Consider the following 19,137-nt stretch of genomic DNA (forward strand, 5'->3'; position numbering starts at 1 on the left):
AATCCAAATGTAGCTATTTTTAAGAAATAATTAAATTGATAATGAAATTATAATATATGGTACCCAATTTCTACTTTAGCAATTTATATAATCTATATTGTTAAAGTAGAATTTTTTTTAGTTCATATCTCCAGATATTCACAGTAATCTACAAATATTGAAGGATAATAATAGACTTATATCGAATTATGTAAAAATAAGCTATTAATGAATTTGGGAATGCTAGTGGCGTTAGTTAAACATATATTGAACCTGGAGATGATAAGCAATGATTAATGAAGTTAAAAAACTTAAAAATGATATTGAAAATGATACAATATCATCAGGTATTAATTTAGAAAAAAGATTGTATGTAATTAGCGATATTTTATGGAAAGGTATTTTAAATATCAATGAAGATAATTTGAATAATATAAGTATTGTCCATAATTTTCTTATAGAAGAAGTTTGCAATATACACAAACAAGAAGAGGATTTACATAATGCAGAAATTTATAAAAATAGTTTAAGTTTTAAGCACATAAAAAATAAATTAATAGACGGCAAACGAGCTTTTAACATCTATTCTTTTAATGATGAAACATATGAATACTATTTTGTTGGTGATATACATTCAGATGTAACAAGCCTTAGAGCAATACTTACCGCCTGTAATTTTTTTAATACAATGACTAAATCTAAAAATATCCGTTTAATATTTTTAGGAGATTATGTGGATAGAGGAAAATCTCACCTTAAAACTATAGAACTTGTATTGCTGTTGAAATATTTATTCCCGAATAATTGCTATCTTCTAAAAGGAAATCATGATGGTGGTTATGTTGATGATAAAGTGCTCTTATGTGTTAAAAAACAGGAGAATGTTGGTGAAGCAGGCTATTTTCTATATCATGTTTTTAATTTAACAAAACATAATCCAAGCTTTAGTATTGAAACTGTGCATAATTACGTAAAATTCTTTAATAGTTTATGTAATATAGCTCTATTGGGTTTTAAAGATATTAATATACTTGCTGTTCACGGAGGAATTCCAAGACCTAAAATCACTAATAATGAATCCACTTATTTTTCATATATTAAATCACTTTCTCAGCTTGCTGATGAAACCATTGTTGATGAATTAAATAAAACTATATTTCATAATATGTTATGGAGTGACCCAAAAGATATAATTAATGAAAAATCTTTGCTAAAATCAAGGTTCAACTTTAACCAAGAACATTTTAATGAATTTATAAATATTATAGGCGTGGATTTATTAGTTAGGGGACACGAAGCTGTAGAAAATGGAGTTACTCAATTTTTTAACGGACGACTATATACTATTTTTTCTAGTGGCAAAATTTTAAATGAAAACAATGAAAATACTAATATACATACTGCTTATAGTGAGGTATCACCTAAAATTTTAAAATTGCACAATAAAAGAGATTTACAAAGTGTACTTGTGAATATCCCATTAAATAGAAAAAACGAAACTACTAATGTGTAATGAGGTGTAATATGGCCTTCCATATAAAGTTTTTAACTCAGTTACACCCTTTTTGCTCAGTCTATCGGAAGTCTTTGTAAAAAAACAGGTATAGCATAACGGAAATACTAGAATATTAATAATTTAATGAACTAAGGGAGCTTACAGTAAGCCTGTTGATTTTTTATTAAGACTAGAAAGTCCAAAGAATTTACTTACTATGCTCACAAGTATCTTGACTTTCCAAGACATACTTATCACCATCGAATTTGAATATTGATACAATAGTTGTCGGCTTTGTCATTGGTGTATTTGTGCTTATTTTTGTATCATATTTCGTTGTCCACGCATATAGTCTTGAATCATCGCTATTAATTTGATAGCCTCCAATCTTTAAATCGAGAATATCTTGAAAGGCCGTTCTTTCCTTTAACGTTCCCATCCATGCCTCAACGAACTTGGAATCTTTCAAATACCATACATGACCATAAAAAACATCCATACCTGATCCACCAGCACGAGTTGTCATTTCATATGCTTTATTTTCCCCGTTAATATTGTGCCAGTATTCCAGATCCCATTTTTCTACTTTCCAATCTTTTTCTGCTACAAGAGAATATTTACCTTGGCTATTCTTGTCAAATATAAAGAAATAACCTAAATGAACCCCTCCATCAATTTTTGCAACAATCTCAAAATCATTATCTTTATCGATATTAGCTACCTTATAGGAAAGTCCCTCGAAATAATGAGGTTTTTTAGTTCCTTGTGTCTTTATTAGTTTTATTACTTCCTCTTTAGGTATTGTTGATAAACTACTTTCAGTATTAATTACTGCTGCCTCTACTATTTCTCCAATATTTACACTACAGTTTAGACTCATTGAAAAAAGCAATATTAAGAGTACCTTTTTAGGAATTAATCTGGTTAATGCTGATTTTATATTTGACATTCACTACACCTCACACTTTAAATAATTATATCTATTATGTGTCTCTTCAGATTTAATATGTATTTAACCTACTATAGCAAAATGTTCAACAAATGCTATATGACCCACAATTATTTAATATGCCATTTTTTTATAATCATACTCGATGAATAAAATTTTGATTATTCTATATTTCCACTATAAGATAATATAATTATAGGAAGAAAATGCAGCATAAAAATCATTAAATAATACTGTAAACAAAAAATACATATTTATGTTGTATAATTACTATTAAAATTAGATTTGTAGGTGATTATTATGTCTGAATCCACAATAACAGAAAAGGCTCTTGCACTATCCTTAAAGCAGTTAATGAAAACAGTTCCACTATCAAAAATTTCCATCCAAAACATTATGGACAACTGTGGACTTAATAGGCAAACATTTTATTATCATTTTAAAGATAAATTCGACCTTGTGAATTGGATTTATAAAACTGAAGTTACAGACTGTATCGCTAACTGCACCCATTATGAAAATTGGACTGATGGAATGTACCGAACCTTGTACTACCTAATGGAGAATAATTCCTTTTATATTAATGCACTTAACACACCTGGTCAAAATGCTTTTGATGAATATTTCTTTGATTTTAGCTGGGAACTTATTATGAAAGTTGTTAATGATTTATCCCTAAGTATGAATATTCCTGATGTGGATAAAAAATTTATTGTTGATTTTTATACCTATGCTTTTGTTGGCGTACTCGTTCAGTGGATTAAAACCGGCATGAAAGACTCACCACAAATCATGGTAGATAAGATTGAAAATGTGGTTGAAGGGAGTATGCTTGGTGTTTTATCTAGATATTAATATGGACGGTGTTCCAGTTTTTTTTTATGAAAAACTGGAGCACCGTCCTATTAAATTATTTCAATATCATAGATTTAAGTGCGCCTATTTCTTCACGCAGATTACCATCCTTCATCATTTCAAGTGCAGAATTAATTAATACACGAATATCATGCTGTCCTTTATAAATAGGGGTAAGTCTTTTATTTAGATTTAGGAATTTATAAACAGCAATTTGTGCACCTCTTACAGAATAATCCATAGTAAATACTACATCATCTTCTATTTCACAGAACTGTCCAAGTAATGCTAAATTAGTTGAACCTTCTGGTATAATTTCTGGTCTATCACCCTTTGCTCTAGTTAAAAATTGTGCTGTTGTAAAAGGCAATATACATGGTATGCAATTAGATGTTTTAATAATCTTCTTCATATCATCGACGAAGTTTAGGTGATATAATAGCTCAGTTAATATTTCCTCACCAGTACAATCCACCATTCTCTTCTTTATGAAATCACCTTTTGCATATGGGAACAGTGAATAGCCCCAGAAAGTTTGTACATTATCAGGTTGATTAATGAAATGTGGTTGATTATGCACTACTATTGTCATGAGCCATGCAGAATCTCTAAATGTCATATGTGCACCAGTTCCCGGCTTATTTCCTGAGAATTCTATTATTCGCTTATACATTGTTGGATCTTTAAGGGTAACTGTGAAAGACTCCCACATTGATTCTTCAACACGTTCATCAAAAACCTGTGGTTTTCCAAACTCTGGACGACCCTTTGCGATCTTTTCCCAAAGATCCCATGCTCCTCCTACATGTTTGTCATTAATCACTGGCGCTGTAGTCATTGATCCAAGACTAGTCCCAGCTGTTAAGGAACCAATAGTAGCAAAAGCAAGGTCTCCCTCTCCCACTTCTATTCTAGTTTCTTTTCCGCCACTAACACATTTAAATGCGGTAACTGTAGTTTCAGTATCTGATGGTTTAAATTCTAAATCAGTTACTCTACAGTCTAATTCAAAATTAACCCCTTGCGCTTCTAACCATTTTGTCATAGGTAGTAACATTGAATCATATTGATTGTATGGTGTACGACGTATTCCAGATAAATCACTTAAACGTGGTAATTCTTGAATAAATCTATGAAGATATCTCTTAAGTTCCTTAGCACTATGCCAAGTTTCAAATGCAAAGAGTGTAGTCCACTGAAGCCAGAAGTTTGATTTGAAAAATGGTTCTGGAAAGCATTCTCTAATAGTTTTTGTGCCTAGTGAATCTTCTGAATTAATCATTATGTCCATTAATGCCATTCTATCAGCTCGAACAAGTCCCAAAGTTGATACATCAGTTATTTTAGCATCATTATCTATTAGTCTTGCTTGTGCATGAGTATGGATTTCTTTATTGAAAGCATTAAATTCATCAAGTATTGAAACTTTAGGATCAGTTAGTGAAGGAATGCTTTCCATTATTCCAAAAGTACAAGCATAAGCTTCCCTATCAAACATCCTTCCACCACGGATTACATAACCATGCTCAGCATCGCCACTTCCATCCATGCTTCCACCTGTAACATTTAATTCCTCATATATATGAATGTTTTTTCCTGGAACATGCCCATCTCTAATTAAAAATACCGCAGCAGCCAGTGATGCAAGTCCAGCACCAACCATATAGGCATTCGTTTTTTCTACATCAATAGTTTGATCAAAATTAAATCTCATTTTTATTACCTCCGTTTGAAAATATGCTATAAGTTATTAACCTACAGAAATTTTGTATTTACCCAGTTAAACACTTGCATGTATTTGCAAGCACTTGCTATAGGTCTAATATAAATCTAAACAAAAGTATTTTCTACAATCAGATTTGCAAAACTGTCTAGAAAACATACATATGACTTATAGTGTATAAATAAGCATTGCTGCAAATTTAATATATAGCTATAAGTAAAAGACTTACCTTTCACAGTAAGTCTTTTATTTATAGTACATTTAATTGTAATATCATTCATATTTTTTATCCCCAACATTAACTGAATTCATGTCCCCCTGATGCTATCCTACTTTAAAAAATAACTTTTTTTCCGTTTTTTTAATCTATTACTTTTAAATCTCTGAATATGTATAGCTAAATATGCAGTTTCATCTTCAACAACTTTTAGCTCAAACTCTTCTTCAATAAATTTAGAAATTTTTTGTGCCAGCTTAAAGCAAGGATTATATTTACGTTTTATATTATTTACCAACTTATTTTCAACAGGAATACTTCCTAAAATTCTTTGAATAGCAAAGCGAATATGAGTAATAAATCTAGCATAATCAAGCGACTTTCTATCTATTTTAACATTTAATTCATCTTCAATCATTTTTATAATGGTATTTGATACAAATGCATATTTTATTGTATTAGCCAATCCTCCCTCATTTCTTGCAGCATATATATGCAGAGTTATAAACCCAATTTCATCATCTGGAAAGTGAATCTTTGTTTTATCCTCAATTATAGTTGCCGCTTTTTTGGCTAGTTCAAATTCTCTTGGAAAAAGCGTCCCAATTTCATCTAAAAATGGATTCTCTATATTATCACCGTTTTTAAGTCTCTTTAAAGTAAACGCTATATGGTCAATTAGTGATATATGAATTTTTTCATGTAAATCTTCATTTAGTTCTTTGGAAATCATATATATTATTTCCTCACAAAGCCCAATCACTTCTGCGTCAACACTATTTACCAGTTCATGAAAATTAACTATATTAATTTTATTTTCAACAAAAAATGTTTTTTCAATTGATGCATTCTTAGATATACTATCACCTGAATGCTTTCCAATTCCTATTCCTTTTTCACAAAGAATTTTTTCTACATTTGCTTGGTAAACTAAAACAATATTGTTATTAAACACTTCAATCACATTAAAATCTGAAGTTGCAATTTTCATTAGTTTTACCCCCCATATTTTATGGAAAATTCGTATATACAACATAGAATTAGAAAACTGTATGATTTCTAAAATCCAACTCTATACCATTATACCACCTTTAATATAAGTATAAAAATCGCTGTGCAGGCCAAGTAACCCCCTCCGATCTGATAACCCTTTCAGCTAATCTAGTCCAGGCAGCATTAACTGCTCATGCTCATTTTTCTCCTCAAATTTATGAAGATAATTGAAGCATTCATCAACATCACACAATATACCATAAGATTTACAAGTTGTTTTAAAAATATTCATCAACCTGTCGTTACTAGGACTTGGTAACTGATATGCATAGTTATATCTTTCTATATATCGAGCCTTCATTCCTGGAAAATGCTCATCCAGCATTTTATAGAAATATTCCCTGTTTCCTTCTCTTAAGGTTAATCCCATGCCAAAACAAATAATGCCATGTACCTTCGCTTCTATACAATAATCCAGAATTCCACGAATATTTTCCTCTGTATCATTGATAAATGGCAAAATAGGACTGAGCCAAACTACCGTTGGGATTCCGTTATCACGCATTATCTTTAACACCTCAAAACGTTCTCTTGTAGTGCTGACATTGGGTTCTATAATTTTACACAGTGCTTCATCAAAAGTCGTAAGGGTCATCTGAACTACACACTTTGTGTTCTCATTGATTTTTTTGAGTAAATCCAAATCCCTTAAAATCCTTGCAGACTTGGTTTGTATGGCAAGTCCAAATCCATAGGAATGAATAAGTTCAATACACTTTCTGGTATTGCCCAGTTTTTCTTCTAGGTGAATGTATGGATCACTCATTGCCCCAGTGCCTATCATACATTTCTTTCTTTTTCTTCGGAGGCCATCTTCTAAAACCTTCGGTGCATTAAGCTTTACCTCTATATCTTCAAAGTCATGATGCATCTGATAGCAATTGCTTCTTGAATCACAATAAATGCAGCCATGAGTACAGCCACGATATATATTTATTCCATTTTGAGCTGATAAGATGCCTTTTACCTCTGTTTCATGCATAATGTTCTCCTTGTTGTTGAAATACTTTTTGTTGCATAATAATATCGACTTTGATATTATTTACACATTGCATTCTTTCAAACGTACGTTCTCATATATTATATTATACGACATGTTATGAAAATTAAAAAGGATAAAGTTATCCTTTTAACTAAATGTTGTGCCATTATCTATTATCGGACAAACATACCTAAGGCACTAATAGGACTATTCATCGGAAATCCTTTGAGTACATAAAATAGTCTTTTACTTCTTCATTAGCTTGCGGGATCTTGCATGGTGGCTTGCATGGCACCTTGCATGGTCAACTGAATAATTAAAAGGGTTCATGGGTGGAATACTTGACTCCTGTTCACAATACAGAAATCATCCTCTTAATCTATATATTTAAAATTTAAACCATTTCATCCACAATATATGATAAAATAGCGTACTTGTCCACAAATTAAATGTGTACTACCTTATCATAGCTACTCTGTTTCTCTTTTTACTAAGCCACAAATAATATAAACGCCATTTGATATTATTTTCGTGTTGGCTAATAGTTGTTTTGGTAAATGCATAGTAAATCAAAGGAACAGCTTATTGATCCACAGCCTTCTATTTTTTCTAATTTTGAATTACACTCCGGACAGTAATATTCTTTTCCCATTTTATCACCTACATTTATAAATTATAAAACAAAGATATCTAATCTTCATTTTATCATATACTTATGCGTGAAAAAAACTACCAACCATACTAATTACCACCTCATAACAATTTATTTCAATTTATTACTCCCTCTTGTAATCCACACAAACCCTTAAGATATCTACCTTTAAACTTATATATACATATATATTACAAAAAAACAAAAACACCTTATTAATATAAGTATAAAAATTGACTACATAAGTGAACATTGAACTTTAAAAAATATTAATATAGTGCATACCCCCCTGATAAATTTGTAATGCAATAAGCGAATTAATGATAAAGCCTTATATATCAATGAACTAAGCTAATTACATATCTCATATTTAGTTACAAGATTACTATAATTAAAAATTTGACCTAATAATTTAACCATTTTACTGCAAAACTCCGGACAAGAGCATATATGTTTACTGAAAGTGTAATGTTAAGCAATGCTTGTTATTTCCCAGGGATTTATCTTAGATATAATGCTTAGTGATCTAAGCCGTACAAAAGTAAGAAAGTATAAGTGTTTTGAAATGTTCCAAGTGAAATAATGCTTAGAGATAAGCCGTACAAAAGTAATTAGGGGGCTAGAAAATTTATGAGAGGTAAAATTACAGAAAGATGTATAAGTGAACTACAAAATCATTTAAAAGATTACGTAATGGAGCATAGCAGTAAAAATAAAAATAGAAAATTCACTTGTTTTAATAAAAATGCACATAGCCATAAAGATGCTGATCCAAGCGCAGCCATAGTGCCAGGAAGCAGTGGAAGGTATTGGAACTGCTTTAGTTGTGGAGCTAAAGGTGATATTTTAACTGCAGTTAAGTATAACGAAGGTATCGAGGGATTCCATAATGGTGTGAAATTTTTAAGTGCAAAATATAATATTGAAATTGAAACTGAAGACCCTGAATCTTCCGAAAAACATGACTTTGAACCAAAACAATATATGAGTAGCTCTTATGCTAAAAATAAAAACAAAATTTATAATGATACATGCAATGTTGTGGATGATGATTTGATAAATAGCGGTAAAAGAGATCCATTAAATTATCGCAAGGATATTACAGCTAATTATTATTATGAGGATGAACTTGGGAATGTGTTATATAAGATTTGTAGACGAGAGTGGATGGATAATGGAAAAAGAAAGAAGGATTTCATTGCTTATACTAAAGATAATAGTAGTTGGAGCTTTGGAATTAAAGCTGCAAGACATGTTATTTATAAGCTACCTAAGGTTTTAGAAGGCATTAAAAATGATAAGACTATTTTCTTTGTAGAAGGAGAGAAATGTGCAGATGAGATTCTAAGGTTAGGACAAGTTGGAACTACCACTGCTTTTGGAGCTAGGGGATTTTCCGCTTATAGTGCAGCTTATGTTGCTTCACTAAGAGGGGCTAATATAGTAATCCTACCAGATAATGATGAAAGTGGTCGGGCTTATGCAAATGATATTCTAAATGCAATGAAGAATGTGGCTAAATCTATAAAAGTAATAGAGCTTCCAGGCTTAAAGCTTAAGGAGGATATAGTAGATTGGGTAGGAAATGGAGGCACCCTTGAAGCATTAATTACTTTAGTTAATGCTTCAGAGGAAACATTTGTAGATAGTAGCACAGTGCAGGATAAACCTATAGGAAATATTTATGAAGGTGAGTTTTGTTACTACAAATATTATAAGGATCAGATAATTAATATTTCTAATTTTGTTATTAGTCCTAAATATTATATTGAAAATGAAGGGGATACTCAAATTATAGGAGATATTGTTACAGAGGAAGGAGTTATAGGCGAGAGAACATTTAAAACCTCTGATTTTGATGATATATTATCTTTTAGAAGATCACTAAACAGCTTTAAGACTTTCTATATAGGACGAATAGAGGACCTTCAATATATAAGATTTATTATTTCAAGTAAAACTCGCGATACTCGTAAGGGTGTTACTTTCAGTGGTTTTCATAAAATCAATAATCAGTGGTGCTTCGCCACTGAGCATGGGGCTTTAAATTCTGAAGGAGTCGCCACGCTAGATGTAGCTATGCAAAGTCAATATGCAGAGCTTAATACCAGCATTCTAAAAAATAATGCAATAACAAAAGAAGAGCTTTTAGAAGTTGCACCATATTTATTTAAATTTAGTATACTTAAAAATACTGCAGCCATATTAGGTTATGTATGTGGTTTATTTCTGAAAGAAAAGCTTAAACAAAGTAAAATTCAATATAACCACCTCTTAATAGAAGGTGAAAGTAGTAGTGGTAAAAGTAGTGCTGTAAAGTATATTATTACGCCTATACTGTGCATGGAAGATGGAATATTAAATGCGGCACAGTGTACAGACTTTGCCTTAAACAAAACTGCCAGTAGTAGTAATTTTATACCTCTTATTTTAGAAGAGTACAAGCCTCACATAATAGGTAAGTATAAGGTTGATTTAATATCAGGGGTTATGAGAAATTCCTATGATAACTACAAAGGAATAAAAGGGGTAGCCACCTTAGATAAAAATAGAAGTTTTATTCCTAGAGCTTCAGTGATTTTGTCTGGAGAGGTAGGCATTGAGGAAACAGCTAACATAGGGAGGAGCCTTAGAGTTATATTTGCAACTTCTTATTTTGATGAAGTAACTAAAGAAAGTCTAGAAAAGTTAAAGGGAAATTCTATTTTACTTAATAAACTTGGAGCGAGTCTTTTGAAGGAGGGCTTAAAAATGGAAGAGGAAAAAATCAAAGAAATTCATAGTTCAATTTTTGAAAAAGCCATTGGCAATGATATTAAAAATGACAGAGTTAAAAACTCCATAGCTAACTGTATGATTGGTATAGCTTTACTTAAAAAGGTATTTGAGGATTTAGATTTAAATATGGAGTGGTGCACAGGTTTTACTATGAAGGACATTATTTCATCAATAGAAAGAGGTGCTTATGAGGACTTATTAGATGGCGGCTCTTCCAATAAAACAGTTATAGAACAAAATTTCGAAACTATAAATCGTATGGCAGCTAATAATGAACTTTTAAGAAATATAGACTATGATGCAGTGGTGGATTTAGATGGAGATTTTGTGCTTCGCCTTAATTACACATGCTTTTATGATAGGTTTGTAAAGTACTGCAGAGAGCATAATGTGACTCATGAGGTGTTGCCACTGAGTAGTTTCAAAAAACAATTAAGTAATATGCAGTATTGTAAATGCTACAATAAGCCTGTAAATTTTTCAGTGATACAAGAAAATCCAAAGAATAAAAAGACTTTTAGATGTGCAGTGCTTTATATTAGTAAGCTTCGGGAGAAGAATGTTGATGTAGATTTTATGGTAGATGATAGTGTGGTAGATTGAAGAAAATGGTACGTTCTGCCATGTAATCTGTGGGTAGTATTTGTATCTCAACATCTATTTGCTTTATGCTCATTTCTTTGAGCACCAGAACCTAATTCAACCATATTGCTGACGTCAGCAATATGGTTTAGCACATTAATACTAATTACCGTCCCCTAATAATATATTTCAATTTATTACCCCCGCTTGTAATTCACACAAACCCTTAAGGTTTCTACCTCGGAACTTAAATATACATATGTATTACTTTATATTTCTAATAATAATTCCATCGCGCTTTTTTCCTTTTGGGACAAATCAATCAAAATTTCGGACGCTTGATTTATATAATCGATGTTTTTCATTTCTGAGGTCTTTTCAAATAAATCAGAAACCTTTGTCCACAAAAGTGCTATTTCTACAAACATTCTGTACGCATCATTTAGTTTTTCTATTTTTAGTAAATCATAACTTTCTTTTAAGAAATCTCGGTATAAATTTCTGAAAAGAGCGCCACCAGTTCCAGCTTTTTCCATCAACATTGCCGTTGTTTTAAAATCACTTTCAATGTTCTTGCTATTTCTAAACCATTGTTTTATTTCTTCACTGGCTTTTAGCACTCCTTTATATCCGATATTTTTTATAGGTGGGTTTAGATAGTCTTTAGCATTATTCCTTATAGCAACCATAATTGCTTTTTTTAGGTCATAATCTTTATTCACACTTTGTATTGTATAACTTAAATTTTTTGAAGACATCGGACCTTTTTCTTTTCTTGCCAACTCAAGGCTTTTAAGCGAAGTTTTTACTTTACTACCTTGTTGTTTGGTATCTACTAAATAAGCAAACATTTCATCATACCCATACATGGTTACATAATGCCCTGCAAAATGTATTTTATTTGTAAAATAATCCAAATGATAGCAATCAAGTTTGAGCCCAACGGGAATATTTTTATCAATTTTATTTTTAGCATTTTCCCAAGCCTTTTTTGATGATGCCGTTTCCTCAACTTCTAATTCTAAATTTAAGTTTCTTGCAATATTTTGAGTTAAAGCATCCGGCTTAATTCTTCCACCAATAAAAGGTAAATCCATTATCTTCATATTCCAAAATATGAAACCAAGTCCCTCTCCTATACCAAAAATCATGGGTTCAGAGAGCTGAACTCCGATTTGGGTTAGCAATGATCCGGTCGCAGTTGTTTCACAATGCAGGCCGATAAATGGTTTAATACTCTTAATTAAATGTGTCATAATATCTCCTTTCTTCTAATAATGTAAATTCTTTTTACTTATTATACCAAGTATAATATGACAACAGCATGTCATGTTACGAATAATTATTAAAGTTGTAGGAGCTATTATAGAAAATGAAAATAATGAAATCTTATGTGCTCTTCGTTCTCCAAAAATGGTCATTCCAAACATGTGGGAATTTCCTGGTGGTAAAATAGAAGGTAGTGAGACTTTAAAAGAAGCTATTGAAAGAGAAATAAAAGAAGAGCTTGCTTGTCTTACTTTTATACTATCCCCTCGGCTTCACATCTTAACTTATAGAAATAGTTAACAAGTTCTGACTCGTTTTTAATTAAGTCTTTTAAGTTCTCTAATGTTCTTTTTCCTGTTCGCCTATCAATTAGTGCAAAAATTTTAATAAGCATATTGTCTGAATTTAGCGATTGTTCAATTGATGCACTAAAATAGATTTCTAATGCGTCAAAGAAATCATATTGTCCAAAAACGCCTTCTTTTTTAAGTAATTCATGTGCTTCATCTGAAATTCTTCTGTTTTCATCATAGTTATCCATATTATAATTGGCATCTGAAAATCTTAATTCATTATATTTGATATGCTGCTTCCCCTCTGCTATATATGTACACATATTTAATATTTCTTTTTTATCAACAGTTATATATGCTCTTCCTAACCCATCATGTGCTTTGTTGTAATTTACAACAAAAAAGTTCACCCTGTCTTTAAGTGCCTCACATATAAAACTTTCTAAATTTTTCTTAACTTTACTCCATTTTCTTTGCATATAAACCTCCTAGATGCTACATTTTCACTTTGATATTCATATAAATGGTCTTCCTTATATTTCAAGCTATTGTTTTCAATATCGTCTATAGTAATGTTTTAATTATAGTTTATATCTTCTCTAAACATATAGCGTGATTATATGTCACCACTAAGTGTTATATGTGTTTTAATTTCTTTTGCTAATCCCTCATAAGAATAACACAATGGTGTCTCAAAAATTCTTCTTCATGAACAATTACATCATAAATAGTTTTAATAAATATTATAATTTCTCTCATAACTTCATCAAACTCAATATTGACTGAATTTATCTTTCTTAAAAAAGCTTTCCACATTTTAATTCTATTCACATCTTTCATAAAGTCTTCTTCAAAAATAATATTTTCTTTTTAAATCACCATGTGCCTTCTTTTCAAAGTTTTATCTACAGCCTCTGATTATGAGTCAGGTAGTTAGCCTATTTAAAACTAAACTATATTTTTAAAACCCTTGTATATCAGCGCTTATATAATATTGCATTGTAGCACTCTACAGTAAACTTATATAAACCTTAGCAAAGTAAACACCAAGTAAATACCAATAATAAGTTCCCATTCTATTAACTTTACCCTGAGTTGAAGTTAACTCTATCTTCCACCCCTGTATACTTTAATATATCCGCTAGTTGGCACTTCTCTATATGCTAAATATGGCCTTTCATCATGAACTCTAAGAATTGTAGGGTAATTTAATTCTCGTACTTTATCTTCATTTTTTAAAATTTCTCAATCCAGCAAGTACCTAAACCAAGTTCATGTGCAGCAAGTAGTATGTTTTGTATTGCAGCTCCGATTGATTGAGCATGTTTCAAGTAAATACTTGGCACTTTATCGTCTAAAAATTTGTTATATAGAAAGACTGCTATCAAACACGGGGCATCTACCACCCAATTATGGTATACAGTAATGGAAGATAATTTTTTCATTAGTTACTACTATATAATACTATTCTTTATATTACATTTATAACTTTATTTGATTTTATTGTATTATTATTAATATTTCTAAAACATCTCTATAGCATGCATTTCATCTATGGTTTAAGGTTTGTTTCTTACAGATACCCATCAAATTTAAAAACCTATCTAGAAAACGCCATAACGTTAAATATACTGGAACATTTATTGTTTTATTTGTAATTTTTTTATAGGATATTATGAAACGGAATTACTTTCTATCATTTATTCTCTACATCGTGGTTTTACCGGCTTCTGTGTGGGGTTTTTATTTCTACATTGATAATCAGTGCTACACTTTCTATTTAGCATTATGTAAAATATCACACGCTAGATTATACTAATACATATGTAAAAAGTGATATATATTCCCATGCAAAAGCCTGTGGCAAAAATCACACATCAGCATATTATGTTTATATAAACAATTTATGAGGTGTATAAAATGTCAGAGAAATTACCAGCATTCGAATGTCAAAAGTTTAAGTATGTAAATCTAAAGATAAATAAAAACCACCTAATTAACATTACAAAAGTCTTAGAGAATATTAAGAAATATGATAAAACTATTCAGATAACAAGAAACTCCCTTATATACTCTCTATTAAAAGCTGCAATTGATAATAACATAAAAATCCTAGAACTAGATGGCGCTGAATATACATTTAAAGAATTAATGGGTTTAACTAAAAAAGGTGACTGATATTCTCTTTTGTTTATCATCTTATCAAAAGGCATCATGAGTTATTCCACTTTCTAATTCATCTACGTTAATATCTAATCTTACAAATTTAAAAGCTAGTTTTAGTGACTCAATATCACTTCAACTAGCTCAATAAAATTTATCGTTTAATTGTAATTAAACCCCAGGTAGTTGCTAACGTGCTGTAAAACAATCGTCCATAACCTCACTACATTTATGTAGTCTTCTAATTGTTTGCTTTGCATTTTCAATATAATAATTTTTGTACTCTTCTCTTGTTTCACAATTTTCTTGTGCGTAAGTTTGCCTTGTTTCCTGTTTATCCTTGCCTTTGTCCCTCCAATTTCTTCTATTATATATTAAATCGGAGTGCTCAATTATATTTGCTGAAAAATGGCCTCTTTCTGTTCCATGTATTCTATAAAATACTGCATATGGATTAATAATTTTTGTCAAAATTCTACTAGCTTCTTGTCTTCCATTTATATTGGTGTAGTTAATTATAAAATCAATAAATATTTCCTTTAATTCTTGAAATTCTTCTTTTGTGTTATTATCTCTAAACTTATTAAAGTATGTTATTACTTCACTATCTTTTAAAACTTTATTTAAATATATAATTAAAAAATTATATGCATTTATTTCCTTCAATGATATATACTCAAGTATATCGTATTCATTCACCTGAAAATAGTTTCTATTTTCTCTTTTTTCACATTTTAGTATTTTCCCATAGCTTAGCATCTTCAATGGTTGCTGTATAAGCTTATCGTATTCGTGTTGCGCGCTTTTCTCATTAACATCAGGTTTAGAAAATAATATTTTTACATTATTATTAAAATAATCATAATCCCAAATATCTTTTACTGTAAATTCTAGGTTTTTATCATTCTTTTTATGCAAATAATTTACTACTGTATCTGCAATAAAACAAACTACATCTGGAGTAACCTTTTGGTCCATAAACCTTGCATCATTTGTTATTTTTATGTTTAGATTATTTTTACTTAAATGCTTACGAATATAATCATCCGTATTAGTACAACTCCTAACATTACTTACATATACATCATATGATTTTTCTTATTTTGTGTGCTATTTGTCTAAATATTATTGTTGGGACTGCCTCACCTATTGATTGCCTTATATTTATTTCTTCCCTCTTTAAAAACTTTTTTTTCTCTTCTACTGTAAATTGAAGCATTTGCTTATCAGATAAATCTGTCCATCTAAAGTTACACGGTATAGACATCATTAGCATAAGTTCTCTTATACTAAAAACCCTATTATCAATAGGGTGCACTGTATTCTGACTTGATAGTATATCATTTCGAGTATGAATACAAGGGGCTACCTTATTCCAATATTGCCTTCTATATTTATCTCCATTTTTATTTTTATTGTACACTATATTCCCATCTTTAATAGTATGAGGTATTCTAATTATCTCCTTATTCTCAAACGCTGATTGACCTTCTATCAAATTTTCTATCCACGGTATCATTCTTTTATCATAATTTTTATAATTATGGTATATATCATTTGGAGCGAATTCCCCCATAGTTTTTAGTAAAGGAAGATGCCCTATAGTTTCTTTTAAAGTAATTTCTCTTGACTCATTAGGTAAAAGTTCGTAAGGTTTAATATACGCTAAATCCCTTCTTACCCCTATTATAAGCGTTCTTGTTCTACTCGAAGGACATCCATAAGATTTAAAGTTCATAGCATTATAAGATATATCATATATTTTTGAAAGATTGCTTTCTATGGCTTCTTTAATCTTTTTTTCTTTTCCGTCTATATCTGTACAAATTGCCTTTAAAAATGAGCGAACATTTTCTAAAATAAATAACTTAGGTGAAATTATTTTTATAGCCTTTAGTGACTCAATAACAAGCGAATTTCTTATAATCTCATCACTATTTTTTTTATGATTAGCTATTGAAATTCCCTGACATGGTGGTGTAGCAATTATAACATCAATATTATTTATTTTATGAACTTCTTTCCAAAGATTTATCTCTGATAATATTTTATTGAATATATCCTTATCCTTTATATCTCCGCATATATAACCACTATCATACCTACATTTCAAGTTATACTTCTGTATTTTAAGTCTTTTCTCAAGTAATTCATTAGTTGCTATGCATTCAAACCCTTCTTCTTTAAAACCATAGCATCCTATCCCTGCACTACTAAATAATGAAATATATGAATGGATTGCCCCGACATTTATATAAACTACCTCACATAATATTGTTAACATTAAATTATATGATACTAATATTTAATTCAGACTGAACTATCCACTATCCGAAGTTAAGTAATTTTATGATTTACCCGAACTTTGAAATAAACATCAATATGGAAACTACTAAGATTTATATCAAAATGATTAATATATTGCTATTTGACCAAACTATTAATGTTTGAAGGAATATTTTAATTCTAACTTCTATTATTTGTAAGAAAGTTATATATAATTATTTTAAATAATAAAATTTCTGATTCGGGGTGATTGTATGGTATCCATCTCTTCTTTATGGGATACTAATAATGAATTTTTCAGGTCAAAAAAAGTTCAACAAATTATAGCTATTACTGGTGAAGGTACCCTTAAAGATGGAAATAAAACTTCATTGGAATTTCGTGATTTATTATCTAAAATACCATCTAAATTACTAGATGAGTATGCAAATGAATGCCTCTTAGATAAATTTCTGGGTAGTGGATATGTACTTCAAGATATAGTTAATCAAATCGGATCTAGACTAGGATTTGAAATACAATATGGGAGATATAGAGGTGTTAAGAATGCAATAGGCTATGATGGTATATGGGTTTCCAAAGATCAATATAATATTGTAGTTGAAGTAAAAACAACGGATGCTTATAGAATTAATCTTGATGATATCACCAAATATAGACATAAATATATTCAACAAAAGAATTTTGCACTTGAAAACTCATCTATATTAATTATTGTTGGAAGATTTGATACAGGCGATCTAGAGGATCAAATTATTGGCTCACGACATTCTAGAGATATAAGGCTAATTAGCGTAAATGCTCTAATAAACCTTCTATATCTTAAAGAAAACTTAAATGATGCTAAAACCTTTCAACAAATTAATTCCATATTAAGACCTATGGAATATACAAAAATTGATAAACTTGTTGACTTAATTACTACCACTGCAAAAGATCTAGAAATAAGTCAAAATGATTTATTTCTAAAAGATAAGAGTTCTATAGATTTTCAAAGTGAAGCTTTAATAAAAATGAACTTAACATTTCCAATAGATTTTTATGATGAATCTATAAATAGACTTAATTCATACCTTAACAATAATTTAATAAAACAAACAAAGGCATCCTATATAACTTCCGATAATAGTACCGGTATTATCCTAACCTTGTCTAAAAGTTATACTATGAAAACTGGAAGTGAGAAGTTTTGGTTTTCTATATATCCACAGCATGTTAATTTTCTAAATGAATTACCTAAGTCATTTGTTGCTTTTGGTTGCGGTTTGAATCTTAATATATATTTAATAAACTATAAACTAATACAAGAGATACTTCCCTATATGACTACTACGACGAAAGGTCCTACAACATACTGGCATATTTTAATATATAACAGAAATGGTAACTTTACATTAAGAGTCCCTGGGAAGAAACAAGATATTGATTTATCGAAGTATAAAATCAAATAGTAACATTATATATTTTCAGCAATAAATAAAAGCTTTCTTAAAAATTAATTACTATAGAAGTACTGAAATACTTAGGTACTCAATTCAATAGAGATTTCTCATAATTGGAGTCTCTTAACTTTCTTATTTTCTAATTAAAATACTGCAAAGTTTTCACATACTATCATTATAGTTTGTTCTGTTACTTTATTTCCCAAGCAATATATTTATTTTTACATTATTTTGTCATATCTCTTGTCATTCGATTATGTACTAATGTAGGAATTTGCATTTCTCTGAAACGGAACAATATCTATCAAGGTATAGGATGAGGTTCTACTTCAAATTTATTTAAGGTTTTGCAGTGAATAGAAAAAGAAAACCGTCACCAATATGACAATTTTCTATTCTTCCACTATTTTGTTAAATTC

The 19,137-nt window shown here is 30.0% G+C and carries 16 protein-coding genes and 1 pseudogene; 6 read left to right on the top strand and 11 right to left on the bottom strand.

Translation table 11 applies throughout. The annotated features are described in order from the left end of the window. Nucleotides 1-268: 268 nt before the first annotated feature. Complete coding sequence (locus tag ACREV6_RS21365) at nucleotides 269-1,492, top strand: metallophosphoesterase family protein (protein ID WP_431580071.1); 1,224 nt, start codon at nucleotides 269-271, stop codon at nucleotides 1,490-1,492. Nucleotides 1,493-1,682: 190 nt separating this feature from the next. Here the strand turns inward: ACREV6_RS21365 and ACREV6_RS21370 are convergent, their stop codons facing one another. Further along, complete coding sequence (locus ACREV6_RS21370) at nucleotides 1,683-2,423, bottom strand: hypothetical protein (RefSeq protein ID WP_431580072.1); 741 nt, start codon at nucleotides 2,421-2,423, stop codon at nucleotides 1,683-1,685. Between the two features lie 300 nt (nucleotides 2,424-2,723). Between ACREV6_RS21370 and dhaS the strand changes: the two genes are divergently transcribed. Further along, the gene (dhaS, locus tag ACREV6_RS21375; protein ID WP_431580073.1) at nucleotides 2,724-3,278 is read left to right on the top strand and encodes a dihydroxyacetone kinase transcriptional activator DhaS; all 555 of its coding nucleotides are present in this window, start codon (nucleotides 2,724-2,726) and stop codon (nucleotides 3,276-3,278) included. Nucleotides 3,279-3,333: 55 nt separating this feature from the next. On the opposite strand, the gene ACREV6_RS21380 is transcribed toward dhaS, so the two are convergent. The 4 genes from ACREV6_RS21380 to ACREV6_RS21395 form a co-directional block, all read right to left on the bottom strand. Beyond that, the gene (locus ACREV6_RS21380; protein ID WP_431580074.1) at nucleotides 3,334-4,992 is read right to left on the bottom strand and encodes an oleate hydratase; all 1,659 of its coding nucleotides are present in this window, start codon (nucleotides 4,990-4,992) and stop codon (nucleotides 3,334-3,336) included. Between the two features lie 116 nt (nucleotides 4,993-5,108). Beyond that, nucleotides 5,109-5,282, bottom strand: a complete 174-nt coding sequence (locus ACREV6_RS21385; protein ID WP_431580075.1) for a hypothetical protein — start codon at nucleotides 5,280-5,282, stop codon at nucleotides 5,109-5,111. Nucleotides 5,283-5,330: 48 nt separating this feature from the next. After that, the gene (locus ACREV6_RS21390; protein ID WP_431580076.1) at nucleotides 5,331-6,209 is read right to left on the bottom strand and encodes a BglG family transcription antiterminator; all 879 of its coding nucleotides are present in this window, start codon (nucleotides 6,207-6,209) and stop codon (nucleotides 5,331-5,333) included. 165 nt (nucleotides 6,210-6,374) lie between these two features. Further along, nucleotides 6,375-7,253 (bottom strand): SPL family radical SAM protein, encoded by an 879-nt coding sequence (locus ACREV6_RS21395; protein ID WP_431580077.1) that lies wholly within the window; start codon nucleotides 7,251-7,253, stop codon nucleotides 6,375-6,377. A gap of 1,282 nt (nucleotides 7,254-8,535) precedes the next feature. Here ACREV6_RS21395 and ACREV6_RS21400 point away from each other — a divergent pair. Beyond that, the gene (locus ACREV6_RS21400) at nucleotides 8,536-11,286 is read left to right on the top strand and encodes a hypothetical protein (RefSeq protein WP_431580078.1); all 2,751 of its coding nucleotides are present in this window, start codon (nucleotides 8,536-8,538) and stop codon (nucleotides 11,284-11,286) included. Between the two features lie 248 nt (nucleotides 11,287-11,534). On the opposite strand, the gene ACREV6_RS21405 is transcribed toward ACREV6_RS21400, so the two are convergent. Beyond that, nucleotides 11,535-12,521 (bottom strand): BtrH N-terminal domain-containing protein, encoded by a 987-nt coding sequence (locus tag ACREV6_RS21405; RefSeq protein ID WP_431580079.1) that lies wholly within the window; start codon nucleotides 12,519-12,521, stop codon nucleotides 11,535-11,537. A 73-nt stretch (nucleotides 12,522-12,594) separates the two neighbouring features. On the opposite strand from ACREV6_RS21405, the pseudogene ACREV6_RS21410 reads away from it, so the two are divergent. After that, nucleotides 12,595-12,780 (top strand): annotated as a pseudogene (locus ACREV6_RS21410) (NUDIX domain-containing protein); the annotation flags it as partial. Nucleotides 12,781-12,787: 7 nt separating this feature from the next. On the opposite strand, the gene ACREV6_RS21415 reads toward ACREV6_RS21410, so the two are convergent. The 3 genes from ACREV6_RS21415 to ACREV6_RS21425 form a co-directional block, all read right to left on the bottom strand. After that, nucleotides 12,788-13,306, bottom strand: coding sequence for an SF0329 family protein (locus ACREV6_RS21415; protein ID WP_431580080.1), 519 nt, complete (start codon nucleotides 13,304-13,306; stop codon nucleotides 12,788-12,790). 181 nt (nucleotides 13,307-13,487) lie between these two features. Beyond that, nucleotides 13,488-13,667, bottom strand: a complete 180-nt coding sequence (locus tag ACREV6_RS21420; protein WP_431580081.1) for a hypothetical protein — start codon at nucleotides 13,665-13,667, stop codon at nucleotides 13,488-13,490. Between the two features lie 395 nt (nucleotides 13,668-14,062). Next, nucleotides 14,063-14,272 (bottom strand): nitroreductase family protein, encoded by a 210-nt coding sequence (locus tag ACREV6_RS21425; RefSeq protein ID WP_431580082.1) that lies wholly within the window; start codon nucleotides 14,270-14,272, stop codon nucleotides 14,063-14,065. A 475-nt stretch (nucleotides 14,273-14,747) separates the two neighbouring features. Between ACREV6_RS21425 and ACREV6_RS21430 the strand changes: the two genes are divergently transcribed. Further along, nucleotides 14,748-15,005, top strand: a complete 258-nt coding sequence (locus ACREV6_RS21430) for a hypothetical protein (protein WP_431580083.1) — start codon at nucleotides 14,748-14,750, stop codon at nucleotides 15,003-15,005. A gap of 174 nt (nucleotides 15,006-15,179) precedes the next feature. On the opposite strand, the gene ACREV6_RS21435 is transcribed toward ACREV6_RS21430, so the two are convergent. Then, complete coding sequence (locus tag ACREV6_RS21435) at nucleotides 15,180-15,968, bottom strand: hypothetical protein (RefSeq protein WP_431580084.1); 789 nt, start codon at nucleotides 15,966-15,968, stop codon at nucleotides 15,180-15,182. Nucleotides 15,969-16,074: 106 nt separating this feature from the next. Further along, entirely contained in the window at nucleotides 16,075-17,274 is a 1,200-nt protein-coding gene (locus tag ACREV6_RS21440; RefSeq protein ID WP_431580085.1) for a DNA cytosine methyltransferase, read from the bottom strand. A gap of 256 nt (nucleotides 17,275-17,530) precedes the next feature. Between ACREV6_RS21440 and ACREV6_RS21445 the strand changes: the two genes are divergently transcribed. Then, complete coding sequence (locus ACREV6_RS21445; protein WP_431580086.1) at nucleotides 17,531-18,727, top strand: hypothetical protein; 1,197 nt, start codon at nucleotides 17,531-17,533, stop codon at nucleotides 18,725-18,727. The last annotated feature ends 410 nt before the right edge of the window (nucleotides 18,728-19,137 follow it).

Source organism: Clostridium sp. (genome assembly GCF_050717515.1).
Lineage (GTDB): Bacteria > Bacillota > Clostridia > Clostridiales > Clostridiaceae > Clostridium_AD.